Source organism: Kitasatospora sp. NPDC048715 (assembly GCF_043198905.1).
GTDB lineage: Bacteria > Actinomycetota > Actinomycetes > Streptomycetales > Streptomycetaceae > Kitasatospora > Kitasatospora lactacystinica.
Genome location: NZ_JBICVH010000006.1, coordinates 413,458 through 426,992 on the forward strand (window position 1 = coordinate 413,458; position 13,535 = coordinate 426,992).

At 70.0% G+C, this 13,535-nt stretch carries 14 protein-coding genes; 2 read left to right on the plus strand and 12 right to left on the minus strand.

Going from position 1 to position 13,535, the window contains the following annotated elements:
- Nucleotides 1-11: 11 nt before the first annotated feature.
- The 10 genes from ACGFSC_RS15075 to ACGFSC_RS15120 all read right to left on the minus strand — a co-directional run bounded on the left by ACGFSC_RS15075 (nt 12) and on the right by ACGFSC_RS15120 (nt 9,593).
- Nucleotides 12-770, minus strand: coding sequence for a hypothetical protein (locus ACGFSC_RS15075; protein WP_359907301.1), 759 nt, complete (start codon nt 768-770; stop codon nt 12-14).
- Entirely contained in the window at nt 767-1,579 is an 813-nt protein-coding gene (locus ACGFSC_RS15080; RefSeq protein WP_359907298.1) for a hypothetical protein, read from the minus strand. Before ACGFSC_RS15080 ends, ACGFSC_RS15075 begins: the two co-directional genes overlap by 4 nt.
- Nucleotides 1,534-2,481 (minus strand): hypothetical protein, encoded by a 948-nt coding sequence (locus ACGFSC_RS15085; RefSeq protein WP_359907295.1) that lies wholly within the window; start codon nt 2,479-2,481, stop codon nt 1,534-1,536. Before ACGFSC_RS15085 ends, ACGFSC_RS15080 begins: the two co-directional genes overlap by 46 nt.
- Entirely contained in the window at nt 2,478-3,488 is a 1,011-nt protein-coding gene (locus tag ACGFSC_RS15090) for a cysteine synthase family protein (protein ID WP_359907293.1), read from the minus strand. Before ACGFSC_RS15090 ends, ACGFSC_RS15085 begins: the two co-directional genes overlap by 4 nt.
- Nucleotides 3,485-4,438 (minus strand): phytanoyl-CoA dioxygenase family protein, encoded by a 954-nt coding sequence (locus tag ACGFSC_RS15095; protein ID WP_359907291.1) that lies wholly within the window; start codon nt 4,436-4,438, stop codon nt 3,485-3,487. Before ACGFSC_RS15095 ends, ACGFSC_RS15090 begins: the two co-directional genes overlap by 4 nt.
- Nucleotides 4,435-5,289 (minus strand): hypothetical protein, encoded by an 855-nt coding sequence (locus ACGFSC_RS15100; RefSeq protein WP_359907289.1) that lies wholly within the window; start codon nt 5,287-5,289, stop codon nt 4,435-4,437. The genes ACGFSC_RS15095 and ACGFSC_RS15100 overlap by 4 nt, the downstream gene beginning before the upstream one ends.
- Complete coding sequence (locus tag ACGFSC_RS15105) at nt 5,286-6,905, minus strand: hypothetical protein (RefSeq protein ID WP_359907287.1); 1,620 nt, start codon at nt 6,903-6,905, stop codon at nt 5,286-5,288. Before ACGFSC_RS15105 ends, ACGFSC_RS15100 begins: the two co-directional genes overlap by 4 nt.
- Nucleotides 6,902-8,029, minus strand: a complete 1,128-nt coding sequence (locus ACGFSC_RS15110; protein WP_359907285.1) for a PqqD family peptide modification chaperone — start codon at nt 8,027-8,029, stop codon at nt 6,902-6,904. Before ACGFSC_RS15110 ends, ACGFSC_RS15105 begins: the two co-directional genes overlap by 4 nt.
- Nucleotides 8,030-8,034: 5 nt before the next feature.
- Nucleotides 8,035-8,736 (minus strand): hypothetical protein, encoded by a 702-nt coding sequence (locus ACGFSC_RS15115; RefSeq protein ID WP_359907282.1) that lies wholly within the window; start codon nt 8,734-8,736, stop codon nt 8,035-8,037.
- A gap of 530 nt (nt 8,737-9,266) precedes the next feature.
- Nucleotides 9,267-9,593 carry a hypothetical protein gene (locus ACGFSC_RS15120; RefSeq protein WP_359907279.1) on the minus strand — a complete coding sequence of 109 codons (327 nt, stop codon included), beginning with the start codon at nt 9,591-9,593 and terminating at the stop codon, nt 9,267-9,269.
- A 406-nt stretch (nt 9,594-9,999) separates the two neighbouring features.
- On the opposite strand from ACGFSC_RS15120, the gene ACGFSC_RS15125 reads away from it, so the two are divergent.
- Nucleotides 10,000-10,581 carry a tetratricopeptide repeat protein gene (locus ACGFSC_RS15125; RefSeq protein WP_359907276.1) on the plus strand — a complete coding sequence of 194 codons (582 nt, stop codon included), beginning with the start codon at nt 10,000-10,002 and terminating at the stop codon, nt 10,579-10,581.
- A 555-nt stretch (nt 10,582-11,136) separates the two neighbouring features.
- On the opposite strand, the gene ACGFSC_RS15130 is transcribed toward ACGFSC_RS15125, so the two are convergent.
- Nucleotides 11,137-11,748, minus strand: coding sequence for a LysE/ArgO family amino acid transporter (locus ACGFSC_RS15130; protein WP_359907273.1), 612 nt, complete (start codon nt 11,746-11,748; stop codon nt 11,137-11,139).
- A 67-nt stretch (nt 11,749-11,815) separates the two neighbouring features.
- On the opposite strand from ACGFSC_RS15130, the gene ACGFSC_RS15135 reads away from it, so the two are divergent.
- On the plus strand, nt 11,816-12,727 hold the full coding sequence (locus tag ACGFSC_RS15135; protein WP_359907270.1) for a LysR family transcriptional regulator ArgP: 912 nt from the start codon (nt 11,816-11,818) through the stop codon (nt 12,725-12,727).
- 358 nt (nt 12,728-13,085) lie between these two features.
- Here the strand turns inward: ACGFSC_RS15135 and ACGFSC_RS15140 are convergent, their stop codons facing one another.
- Nucleotides 13,086-13,505, minus strand: coding sequence for a RidA family protein (locus ACGFSC_RS15140; protein ID WP_380348632.1), 420 nt, complete (start codon nt 13,503-13,505; stop codon nt 13,086-13,088).
- Nucleotides 13,506-13,535 lie beyond the last annotated feature (30 nt).

The following is a 13,535-nucleotide window of genomic DNA, read 5'->3' on the forward strand; positions in this document are numbered from 1 at the left end:
CGTCCAGACTGTCAACGGTCCACCACCAGGAGCGTGTAGGGGAAGGGCATGCCGGGCACGTCGGTCCGGGTCTCCTCGTGGACGACCTTCCCGTAGCCGCCGAGGACCTCCCGCCACTGCTCGACGGTGCGGTGCTGCTCCACGCACGGAACGTCGAAGTTGTTGAGGCACCGATTGAAGAACTGGTCGACGAAGAGGTGGAAGGCCTCGCTGTTCGCCCCGTCCACGCAGTTCTCGACGACCACCCAGCGGCGCGCACCGGTGCGCGCCGCTGCCTCGAGGAGCCGGCCGGGGTCCGGCTCGTGGTGGAGGACCGTACTGATGAGCAGCGAACGGAACGGTCCTGGCGGCAGTACGACACCGGGCTTCACCCGGTGGACCTGGAAGGGCTGCGTCGCCCAGTCCACCTGGTAGGCGTCCGGCCGCTCGCACCCGGCCACGCCGTCGGCGGGCAGGCCTGCCGCGACCAGGGCTCGCAGGACGCTGAAATCCCCGCCCAGCACGTCGAGCACGGGTACCTGGAGGTACGAGCGCAGCCAGGACGCGAGGAAGGCCGACCGCTCCTGGCTCAGTACCCGGTTCCACTCACGACGGACGCCCGACTGGGCAAGGACGGACGCGGCGGTGGCGAAGCCCTCGCGCTTCAGCAACAGGTGGATCAGCCGCGCCATGCCCAGTCGGTCGGTGACCTCGAAGTCCCCGCGCTCCCAGACGCCCAGCATCCGCTCCTCAAACACCTCGAGAACCGTGCCGGCCACTGTGGGGCTCATCGCGGCCCCACCATGATCCGGGGATCCGCGATGGCGGCCACCACCTGATCCACCAGCTGTTCGGCGAGACCCGGGTCCAGGTCCCGCTCCACGGCGTGGAGGAAGTCCAGCACGTAGTCGACGGTGCGCCGGTCACAGTCCCAGTCGTACCTGGTACAGAGAGTCAGGGCTGCGAAGTCCTCCGGATGTTCGATCGAGTACGCCCACTGCCCGTATTCGGACATGGTGCGGGACAGTTTGTCATCGCTCTCCCTGGTGTAGCCGCCGGTCTCGGAGAGCACGCTCGATACCAACTCCCTGGCCCACTCCTGGTCGTGCAGCCGGGCCAGGCTGGCCCGCAGACCACGTTCCCGGTCCGTGTCCGCGACCCGGCGGCCGACCTTGAAATCCAGCGCGCACTCGACCGAGGTGTGGCCGAAGTCGCGCTCCAGGTGCTTGCGGGTGTCGTGCTCGCGCGGGTCTCTCTCCGCGATCCCCAACTTGAGGGCGTCGTCGAAGAACGTGTCCATCCTGTCCGTGGCCAGGTGCATCTCCTGGTAGGCCCAGCCGATGCGGTGCGGCTGCGGCGTCAGCTGAGGTCCGTAGTGGATGACCCAGTCCGTGATGATGTGGCCCTCGATCAGCTTGGCGGCCCGGGACGGTTCCGTGCCCTCGGGAGGACCGGACGCAGTCCGGCGCAGGTGGTGGTAGGCCCACTCGTGGCAGTGCGCGAGGTTGGGGAAGAGCGCCAGCACGGCGTCGTCCTCCCAGACTTCTGCACCGCTCACCCCGGCGTGCTCGATGACGGCGAGGTGCCCGATGATGTCCACTCTTCGTTTCCTCCCCGAGGCGCGTGATGGTCTGTGTGGGATGCTGGGGCGCGGCCGACGGCGGGCGTCGGACTGTGAAGGGGTTCGGGTGTGGAGCCGGCGTAGGCCTGCCACGTGCGGCACAGCACGTCGACCTGCTCCCCGAGCCACGCGCTGTCGAGGACGGGCTCGAAGCGGACGCGGCGGTACCAGTCACCGACCCGTTCCGGCAGCAGGTCCGTGTAGCGGAGCCGCCACTTCCAGCGGGTGATCGAAAGCCCGAAGTGGAAGATCAGCGCGTCCACCAGGCTGTCGGCGGCCCAGCAGAGCTTCAGGTACGCCTCGTCCGGACGGCCGTCGCGGATGCTGGCCGGGATCCCCTTCGTCGCGTCCCGGACGTTGACCAGCGCGGCGTCCCGCTTGAAGGCTTGGTAGGCGGGCCATGGCACGGCTTCCCGGAGCCGGTCGAGGACCTCTGCGCCCACGACCGGCATTCCCCAGCCGAGGGCGTGCATCAGGTCGGTGCCGACCTTCACGTCCAGCCCGCCGACCCGGGTGAAGTCCGCCTCGACGGCCGCCAGGTCGCGAATACCGGTGTCGAGTGCGGCTGCGGCAGCCAGCACCGTTCGTGTCGGCCATACCTCGACGTCGATCTCCTCGCCGCTGTCCGCCCGCAGGTAGCACATGGCGTAGCCGTTGGCGATCTGCTCGGTCCGCCGCTCGCCGGAGCGCCGGGCGGCGAGTTCCTCGATGCGTGACTCGTTCGGCGTGATCAGGATGACGTCGATGTCGCCGCCCGGTGTTTCGAAAGGCAGCGTCACCGATCCGGTGAGCAGCAGCGTCTCGTCGTTCCCGAGCGTGAGCTGCCCGGCGAATCGGTCGGCGAGGCGCAGATCCCGCGCGAGGCGGGACTGCGCGCTCATGTCGGCACTTCCTGGTCGACACCTCGCGCTTCGCGCCAGGCGGCGTCGTAGATCGTCGACTGGTAGCGCGATCCGCCGTCGGGCAGTATCACCACGATCGACGAGCGCGGACCCGGCAGGGTCTCGGCGAGGCGTCTGGCGGCGACGACGGCGCAGCCGGACGAGCCGCCGACCCACAGTCCCTCGTCCCGCTGGAGTCGTAGGCACATCCGAATGGCATCCCGGTCCGTCACGGAGTAGGCCCGATCGACGAGGTCCAGGTCGAACAGGCCTGGAACGAAGTCGCCGCCGATCCCTTCGAGGAGATACGGGTGTCCGTCGCCGCCCGATCCCTCTGCGTGGGCGGCGAGGATGCTGCCCGCAGGATCGGCCAGCACGAGGAGGGCACGGCTGCCCGCAGCTCGGAGCGCCCGCCCGACACCGGTGAACGTGCCGCCGGTCCCCGCGCCGGCGACGAAAGCGATCAGCTCGCCTCCCGCCTGCGCCAGGATCTCCGGGCCGGTCTCCAGCTCGTGCGCTTCCGTGTTCCACGGGTTGTTGAACTGGTCGACGTAGTAGGCACCGGGCCGATCGGCGGCGATCCGGCGTGCGGTGTTGATGAAGCTCTCCGGGCTGGTCGGTGGCACTTCGTACGGGCAGCGCACGACCTGTGCCCCCCAGGCGCGCATCATCGCCTCCTTGTCCGGGCCCATCTTCGTGCTCATCGTGACGATCAGCCGGTACTTTCCGGCCGCCGCGGCGGCGAGTCCGAGGCCGGTGTTGCCGGCCGTCGCCTCGACGATCGTGCTGTCTCCGGGGACCAGGAGGCCGGCTTCCTCCGCCCGGGCGATGATGTGGCGGCCGATGCGGTCCTTCACCGACCCCACTGGGTTGGCGAACTCGCACTTGGCGAGGATGCGGTGCGGCAGTCCGGCGCCGATCGTGGTCAGCTCGACGAGAGGCGTGTTGCCGACCAACCGCATCGCGGCGCGGGTGAGCGTCCGCGGTGCCGGAGTCTGCACGGTCATCGCGCCGCCGTCCGTTCGCCGGGGCCGGCAGCGACCAGCCGCGGAGGAGGTACCGGGCCGGACGACACCGCGGCCACGTGGACGGGCGGGCCCGGCTCGACCCATCGGGTGGTCGTCCATCCACGGGTCAGCTCATTCCAGTCGGGCAGTCGACCCGAGGTGTAGCCGTGCGGCAACAGCGCGGCCAGTTTCACCGGTTCGACGGCCGACTGGAACCTGCAGTCCATCGACAGCCGTAGGGTGTCGCCGACGTTGGGGGTGGTCATGTGCACGGTCCTGCTGTGGAAGATCATGACGTCGCCGCAGCGGTAGTCGTCACCGATCCAGTCGCCGGCCTCTGACGGCACCGCGACCGCCTCCCCGCCGAGGCCGTCGTGGGGTGCGACCGGCAGCACGCCGAGATTGGCGCTACCACGAAGCACCCGCAACGACCCCAGGTCCTCCGGGCAGTCCCCCAGCGGGATCCAGACGGTCAGGACGTCGCTCGGGACCTGGTTGAACAGCGCGTCCTGATGCGGCGGTGTCGGGAAGGTCAGGTGCGGGAAGGAGATCCGTGCGATCTTGCGCGGGTGCACGACGACGGGGGCGCCGAGCAGCACGCGGAGCACTTTAAGTAGGGCGGGGCTGTGTGCCAGGCGGTGCAGGGCCTCAATCGACTGCACCACCTGGTAGCCCTCCCGCCATCCCGGGTCCGAGGCGGCCCTGCCGTTCATCAGCCCACGGTCGTGGTGCGCGACCGGGCCGGGCAGTGCTGCCGCCGGATCGGTGCCGGCGGCGAGCCAGCCGACCTTGGCCAGTTCGGTCAGCACTTGCCGGCGCACGTCGGCGACCGCAGCGGGGTCGAGCATCTCTCGGAAGAAGAGGAAGCTGTCGTCCGCGAATCTCCGCAGCAGTCGGTGCGGAGAGCGGTCGCCCGAGTTGTCGAAGTCGGCCATCGCCGGTCGGCTCATCGCCCCACCCCGGGTTCGGTCGGCGTGCCCTGTCCCACCCGCCGCCACCGGTCGTGCGGCCGGCCGGTGCGCTGGGCGATCTCCAGCGGGTACCCGAACCGCACGGGATCCGCGATGGCGTCGGACAGCCCTTGGAGGACGTCGCCCATCTCGTCCTCGCCGATGGCCCACCAGATGTCGCGCAGCCAACCGCGGATCCAGTCGAGGCATTCGGGCGTCTCAGCCAGGTGGAACTTGAGCGCGATCCCGCGGAGGTGGAATTCGTCGGGCTGGGTCGAACGGGACAGTGCCCCGCAGTACCGGTGGGGCTGCGTCTCGATCGGCTTGCTCGGCGTGATCACGTGCTCGGCGACCAGATCATGCACCCAGGCGAGGTTGGCCGCGGTGTCCAGGGCTTCGGCACGGACTTGTCGGAACGCTTTCGTGAGGTCGCGCCGATCGGACAGCCACTGGTCGATCGCATATTCGATCATGGTGTGTGCCCATCCGCGCCTGCTGTCGCGGGGCAACCCCTGCACGCGCCAACCGGCACGTTCGGCTTGCTCGTGAAAATGGTCGAACCGGCGGGCCACCAGTCCCATCCTGAGATAGGCCCAGCCTCGTCGGTGTTCGTGCCCGCGCCAGTGCTGGCCGTAGTGCACGACGGCGTCGCCGATCATGTGCGCCAGTACCAGTTCCGCCTGCGTGCCGACGCCGGCGAGTGACCAAGCATGCGTGTAGCCCCAGTCGTGGCAGCTGATCAGGTCCGGCAGCATGGCCGCCATCCCCAGCTCGCCCTCGTCCAGGGCGACGTCCGTGAAGGCGCCCGACTCGTGCGCGGCAACCAGGTGACCGAGAACGAACATGATCACATACCTGCCCTCGTCCGGCCCGGGCGTGTACCGCTGACACCTCGTGCCCCGTCGCCGGGCAGGGCCGGCCCGACGCCACGGCCCAGCCGGGCGCAATGGCGCAGTTCACCGTCCGACATCCGTTGCAGCACGTCGGCGTCCGTGTAGCGGCGGCGGCCGTCGCGCGAGTCGATGACGCTGCCGACGACGATCACGCCCCCGGGAGCCAGGTCGTCCCCGAGCCGGCTGATCGCCGCGGCGATGTCGGCGTCGGTGAAGTACGTGTCGGCGTCCACGTCGTCCCGGAGCCGCCGGTACAGGAGGCCACATGCCCGGATGACCTGTGCTGGACGCGGGTCATGGACGAACACGTCGTGACTGCGGAATTCGAGCGCCAGCGCTGCGGCGGCACACCGGTCCGGCGAGGGGTGCGCAGGTGTCACCCACTGGCAGGCTGTTCGGGCTGACGCGCTCTCGAGTCCCCGGGCGATCGGGGCACCGCAGTCCGGCCGGCGTGCGGAGGGTAGCTCCAGCGCCTCCGTGCTCTCGACCTGAATGCACCGGCCGGATCCGTCGAGGACGCCGGCCGCGCCGTCCGGCGTCTCGACCAGAGTGATGGCGGAATACGGGTCACCGGCCAGCACCGTCCCGCGCACGCCGGCGTCACGCAGTGCGTGCCAGAGATCGACACTCGTCCTGCCGTCCGAGACGGCCTCGTCCCGGACGCGGACGGCACCGCCGACGTCGAGCGAGCGCCCCAGCAACCCGACGTCGACCCCGGCCACGTGCCCGCCGTCGCCGCCGGCCGACACCACCAGCTGGGTGATCAACCGGTCCAGGCGGTGCAACCGGCCGAAGTGGGTGCTGCGACGGATCCGCGAGACCGCACGCTCGTCCGGAGCGGCCAGAGCCGCCTTGCCGATCAGGTGGTGCGCCTCCTCAATCGCCACGCGCACCGCCGGAGAGGACGTGCGCCGGTAAGCCGAGCGGAGCTCCGGGAGCAGCCAGCAGGACGTCACCGCGTCGCCGGCCCGACGCAGTGCCAGCCGGTGGCGCGCCGGCTGGGGATGCGCAAGGCCGGCGACGTACGCCACGCGGGAGGCCGCCCGGATCTGCTGCACCGGCCAATGCAGACTCAGCGTCTCGACCACTGTGGCTGCGGCGTCGCCGGCGGCCAGCAGCACTGCCGCCAGCACGGCCACACGGTCCTCGACCGGGAGGGCCTCGCCGTTGAGAGACTCCGCGCCGTCCGGCCCCTCGGGGTGGGGCCGTCCCGCACCGTCGACCGGCCAGGCACCGTGAGCCGGGCCGAAGGCCGCCGGCAGGGCCAGGGCTGTCGCGGCGACCAGCACACTCAGCGCGAGGGCACGCATTCCGTTGTCGCCGAGGCCCGGGATCGGGAAACCCGCGGAAGACACCAGTTCGAGAACGGTGCCGGGGACCACGACCCGGCCGGTCGACCAGACAACGGCCGTTGCGGCGGAGTCGACGTCCCACCGGACGGGCGCACCGACGAACGAGGACGCACCGAGCCGCATCGCCGTTGCGAGCTCGACCGCCTCGCAGCGGACGCTCGGGCCCCAAGGGAGCGTCCCAAGGGCGTCGCAGGCGAGGCCGGTCGATGCCGCGGGACTCATGACGCTCCGCGATGAGCGAGGAGATCGGCGTTCTCCAGGAACATCAGCAGATCGTTCAGGGACTTGGCCAACTGGTCCCGATCGGCCGATGACACATCCTGAAAGGCGTTCACGACCTCCTCTTCGGTGGACCGTCCGTCGAGGAGCAGGACCATGGCGGCCGCAGTGGCGTTGATCCGGTACATCTCCCGCCCGACATGGAGCAGGTACCAGCATCCCGAGTCGTAGCGGAGTTGCGCTCTACAGGACAGAGTCGGGTTCGACCGGCCGTCGGACGGAGGAGACGGCGGATCCGGCGACCACAGGACCGTTCGCACGGCGTGGTCGAGGTCCTTCACTCCGAATGTTTGCGCGTACATCACCGCCACGTTCGCGAACCCGACGCAGGCACGGGCGTACCCGTTGACGGCTTCGGCACAGCCGGGTCGGGTCTGCAAGGCGTAGAACCGGTCCGACAGGCTCTCTGCGTCGGCCAGCAGACGTGGCGGGACTTCTCTGTCCTTGAACTGGTCCCGGAGCAGAGAAGTCAGCCACTTTCCGCCTGGATGAGTGCATCCGATTGCCGCGAGCAGTGCTGATGCGGCGAATTCCAGCAGCCTCTGGCAGGCGACACCGACACTCTGCCAATCACCGGATTCAAGCCAGCCCAGGAGGTCTGTCTGTGAATTGGTGATTCCCACCAGAGCCCGCGCCAGGGAAAGCTGCGCCAGCAGATCCCGGTCCAGCTCCGCCTTCAGCTCCAGCAGCTTTCCCTCGTTGTGCACCGGAATGGCAATGGCGAGCGAATGCAGGAAGTCCCTGTCGTCGTCGGACAAGCGCATGAACGCGCGATGGTCCCTGCGTGATTCCGATCGCAATCCGCGCAGTTTTCCCAGCAGACCATCGACTTCACCCCGCGACCAGACCTCGAGGTCCATCGGGATGTCGTCGTGAGGCATCGGCACCAGGCGCATCCCGTCGGCAGCCGGCCCCACTTCGTCACGAATGAGGAATACGTCGACGTCCGACCACGGTGTGGCGATTCCGTCGGCGACCGAGCCGCCGACGTACACGATGTCATCGTCGTCCAACGCGTAATGCCTGCGCAGTACGCTCTCGATCAGTGTGAGGCCGGCGTCGCGCATGGACGTTACGGCTCCGGGACGAGGTCCAGCGAGTCGACCCGCATCGACTCGGATGCGGCGACGTTCGCCTGGGCGGCCACCTCCTGAATGATGGCGAAGCGCCCGTCGGTCTCCTGGGACAGACGGATTACGCTCTGGATCCGCTCGCCCAGGCTCGCGTTGGAGTGGTCGTTCGCGAACTGGGCGATTTCCCTGCCCTGTCCCGAAAGGGCCATCGTGACGACCGCCTGGCTGACGCTGTAGGGAGTGCCGCCTTCGAGTTTCGCCGCCTCACGGTAGAGGCCGGCCGCGGCCGTGTAGTTGTCGGAAAGGCGGTAGGCGTCGCCCAGCACGGTGCACAAAGAGAGCGGCCCCTCATAGACGAGTGAGCGGAAGACCACCGCCGGGGACTTCATGAGCAGTCTGTTGCCGAGCTCCAGCGCCTCACCGAAGCGCCTCAGCTTTGTCAGTACGATCACCAGCCTTACGGCGGCCTCGTCCAGGTCCGGATCCTCCGAGAGCGCCCTGCGATAGGCCGTTTCCGAGGAACTCAGCTCGCTGGCGATCTCGAACAGCTTTCCAGCTGCCAGGTTCTGACTGCCGGGGGATGAAGGAGTGTCCGCGGCGGCGCTGATGCGGCTGATGGCCTTTGTGATGGCCTCCGCCTCCTGTCGGGCGTCGTCCAGCGACGCACGGCGACGTCGGTCGTAAAGTGAATTGAATTCCACGGGTGCCCCTGGTAGGTCAAGGGAGAGCATCGGGTGCTCCAGGACCTGCCCCGAGGGCGAGCGTATGAGCAGCCGATCTGACGCCCGCCAGCGTTGCAGCCCGGCGGTTCCGTTTCAATTACCGCTATAGCGTGTCTCGTTGCTGTCGACTGGCTCGCTCGAATGCAGCTATCCTCCTGAGGTTGCGCCAGCGGAGGACAAATCCATTACGCCATCTGCATCGCCACGCTTGGTCCGAAAGGAGGCGGATCGACTGAGGTTGTCCCGTAGTCGTAGCCGCCCGGCCAGGCGGTTCGACCTGGTCCGCTGTCAGCAACACTCGTGCGCCGATCAGGCTTCGGGACCTGGCACGACGTGGCGCGGGCCATGGCGCGCGACTTCCGTGAGGGCACCAGTGGCAGCGAGATCGCACGACGGGCCCGGTTGCTGTACGGCCGACCTGTCGTCCTGGTGTCGACGGTCGTGTAATTCCCCAGGTGCGGGTCTGTGATGGCCTGAGGATTGCGGGGGCTGGCGTTGGCGGCCGTAGATCAGTTGTCCGATTTACTTTGGTTCAGAGCCGCCCTCAGCCGCTTCACCTCGGCGATCAATCGCGGGACGTCCTGGCGTGCGGCGGCGATGAGGTCGATGTCCGCGTCGAGTGCGGTGTTGGGGCCCTTGACCTCGTATCCTGCGGTGAAGCGCCTGACGTAGAGTTCGTCGTCCTCGGGGGTTTCGGGGCGGAGTTGGATGAAGCTCTCGCCTCCGATGCCGTGCCGGCCCTCCAACCGGGCCAGCCAAGGCCCTGGGGTGGCGGCAGCAGTACGGTCCTCGATCGCGGTCAGTTCATCCTCGGACATCGGTTCGTCAGACAGCATGATCGGATCCTCGCCGGAGCCTGGCCGCATGTCTATAGCCGTGGGCCCGGGCAAGGACCACGAGGCAGGTCGGCCCTACGTCCCAGACCTCTCCCACGATCGAGATCAAGTGGCGGGCCGGGCAGGGAGAGGACCGCAACCAGTACTGGGAGATCGACCGGGCCTTCCACGCGACCTGTGTCTACAACCAGCTGATCAGGTTCCGCCAAGCCGAGCTGGCCCGCAACGACCTCACGCCCGAGTGCGTGCGAGCCTCCAGAGCGCCTACGACGAGCTACCTCATGCGCGAACTCGAACTCCTGCGTGAGCACTTCTCTCCCCCCACGGCGTGGAGCTGCTGGCCGGCCTGAGCCACCAGAGCGACCAGCTGTAGCCAGGACGCGCGGAACCGAACGACGGAGGACCGATGTTGGATCACCTCATCACCCACGACGCCGACCTGCGGATGGTCCCCACCGACCGCGACGGGCTGACCAGCGTGGTCGGCCGGCTCCACGAGGAACTGCGGGCCCTGCCCGAGGAGACCGACCCCGCTCGTGTCCGCCTCCTGACCAGGTGGATCGGCATCGGCCGGATGTGCCTGGGCGACCACGAGGAAGCCCGGACGATCCTCCGGCAGTCGCTCGACCTCGCCGCAGTGACGGGCAACACCCGGGCCGTCGTCGCCACCGCACTCAACCTCGCCGACGCGCACCGCTACGCCGGCGACGTGCAGACCGCGGACGCGCTCTACCGCAGCGCGCTGACCAGCGCACGAGCCCAGCACCCGGAACTCCTGGACTTCGCGCTCCAGCACACCGGCAAGCACCTGATGGAGCGCGGCGACCTCGCGGATGCCCGGACGCATCTGCAGGAAGCCATGCGGCTGCGGATCACCAAGGGGGACCGCGAGCTGATCGATTCCACGCAGGCCGCACTCGACAGGGTGGAGCTGCTGGCCGGCCGGGCCGACGCCTCGGCGGCAGACAGCGCGGATCCGCGCCGTTGAAGCGGCCGGTGGACCGCATGGCTCCAGTCCCGCACCACGGCCCGGACCCCGGAGCGACGGGCAGAGGACTTCCCGACCCTCCGGCACGCTGCGCACGGGCTCTCCGCACACCAGCGCGTGCACCCGCGCCGCCTGCGTGACCAGTCGTTCCCCGCCGACCTGATCGCCGCCATGGCGCAGGAGGCCGAGGAGGAACGTCACGCTCGTCAGCTTCGGCTTCCGCGCGCGTGATCGGACTCCGCGCTCCCTCACGAACCTTCCGCCGGCCCCCGCACAGCGCCGGAAGCCTTTCGGGGGCAGGGCCGCGCTGCCATGCACCGGATCTCCGAATGAGAGAACAGACACCTCGTGAGCTACGGCGCGGACCCCGACGTGTGGGAGTCGTGATGTGGGCCGCCACCGAAGAGGACCGCCAGGTCGTGATCAAAAGGCTGGTCATCGCCGCGCTCCCCGCCATTGCCCAGCGCCACGCCTGCGACTCCGACTGGCTGCTTCGGCAACTGGCCAGGGCCGGGTACACCGCCCCGCACGCGCAGGGCTCCGGATTCGAACCGGTCAGGCGCCCGCGGCCAGGGACAGGCCGGTGAACAGCATCGTCGTTGCGACCAGGGCGTCCAGGACGCGCCAGGACGAGGGGCGGCGGAAGAATCCGGTGAGCAGGCGGGCGCCGAACCCCAGTGCGGCGAACCAGCACAGGCTCGCCAGCGCGGCGCCGAGCGCGAACTGCCACCGCAGCGTGCCGTGGGTGGCCGCGATGGCGCCGAGCAGGAGCACCGTGTCGAGGTAGACGTGGGGGTTGAGCCAGGTCATCGCGAGGCAGCTGAGTACCGCGCGGCGGCCGGAGTGGACGGTTGGTCCGCCGCCTTCCAGGCTGGAGGCTCGGAAGACGCGGCGCGCGGCGATCACGGCGTAGCAGAGGAGGAAGGCCGCGCCGATCGCGCGCACCGCCGTCAGTGCCGTCGGCCATGCCGTGATCAGTGCGCCGAGCCCGCCCACGCCGCAGGCGATGAGTGCCGCGTCGGAGGCCGCGCAGATCGCGACCACCGGCACGACGGCTTCCCGGCGGACGCCCTGGCGTAGGACGAAGGCGTTCTGCGCCCCGATCGCGACGATGAGTGACAGGCCGGCCCCGAAGCCGGCGGCGGTGGCGGTGAGCGTGCTTCCCATGGCCGCAACGGTAGGCAGGCGGCGCGACACAAGACCAGCTAAAGATTTTTACGTATCCTTAGCAGCCATGAAGGCTGAGCTGCCCCACGACCTGGTCCGGACCCTGCTCGCGGTGGTCGACGAGGGCACCTTCGACGCCGCCGCGGCGGCCCTGCACGTGACGCCTTCGGCGGTGAGCCAGCGGATCAAGGCGCTGGAACAGCGCACCGGGCGGGTACTGCTGACCCGTTCCCGGCCGGTGAGGCCGACCGAGTCCGGGCAGGTCGTGGTGCGCTACGCCCGTCAGCTCGCCCGCCTGGAGGGGGACGCGCGCGAGGCGCTCGGGATGCCCGGGGGCGAAGAGGGTGCCGGGCCGTCGGGCCCCTCCTGGCTTCCGATCGCGGTCAACGCGGACTCGCTGGCGACCTGGTTCGTGCCCGCGCTGACCTCCCTCGCGAAGGACGCTCGGATCCACGTCGACCTGCGCCGCGAGGACGAGGCGCACACGACCACCCTGCTGCGCGCGGGCGAGGTGATGGCGGCGGTCACCTCCTCACCGCAGCCGGTGGCCGGCTGCTCGGTGCGGCGGCTCGGCGCGATGGTCTACCTCCCGGTGGCCACGCCGCAGTTCGCCGCCCGCTGGCTCGACGGCGACGCGGCCCTGCTGCTTCCGGACGCCCCGGTGGTCTGCTTTGACCGCCGTGACGAGCTGCAGGACGTTTTCGCCCGCGAACTGACGGGTGGTCGGGGAGCGAGCCGCCGGCGGCACTACGTCCCGTCCAGTGAGGGCTTCGCCGATGCCGTGGCCGCCGGCCTCGGCTGGGGCCTGGTCCCGCACGGTCAGGCCGAGCCCCGGCTGCACGGAGGCGCGCTGGTCCAGTTCCTTCCGGGCCGCACCGTCGAGCTTCCGCTCTACTGGCAGCAGTGGCGCCTCGACTCGCCCGCACTGGCAGCTGTCGCCGCGGCGGTGGCGGCGGAAGCGGAGCGCGCCCTGCGCTAGGTGGGCGGGCACAACCGGGACGCCTTCGAGGAATGCCTCACCGACACCCGACACCCGACGCCCGCCACCCGCCCCGGCGGCCGGATCCGGCCGGGCTGCCGATTCTGGTGGGCGGGGCCGAGGCCGTGCTCGTCGACGAGCCGGTCCGCGGGCTGACGACCCTGCTCCAGATCCTCGACACGGCCGCCACCGACGAGGGCCCGTTCCTGCGGGTGCCGTTCCTCGGCGACGGCCCCGACAGCGTGGAACGACGGCTGTGCGCGGCGACCCGGGCCGTGGGAGCGGTCCGCGCCGGCTCGAACGGCGGCGGCACGGCGAGGGGTCCCACCGACCGGTGGGACCCCTGCGCGCGGGTGGGTCAGCCCGCCGCCCCCGCCGTCGGCCGGACGGCGACCGCGTCGATCTCGAAGAGCATCCCCGGCAGGGCGAGCGAGGCGACCCCGCTGAGCGTCTGCGCGGGCAGCCGGTCGCCCCAGGCCCCGGCCAGGGCCTCGCCGAGGACGGCCAGCTTCTCCGGGTCGTGGTCGACGATGTACGAGCCGAGCCGGACCACGTGCTCGAAGCCGAGGCCGACCCCGGCGAGCGCGGTGCGCAGGTTGGCGAGGGCGAGCTCCACCTGGGCGGCGAAGTCGCCGGGCACGACCTGGCCGCCGGCGTCGGAGGCGTACTGGCCGCCGATGAACACCGGCTCGCCGGGCGCGGAGGCGGCGTGACTGTAGCCGAACGGCGTCGGGTCGTGCAGGCCTGGCGGGTTGGTGATGGTGCGGGTGTCGGTCACGGGGTTCCTCCCCTGGTGTCGGGCCGGGCT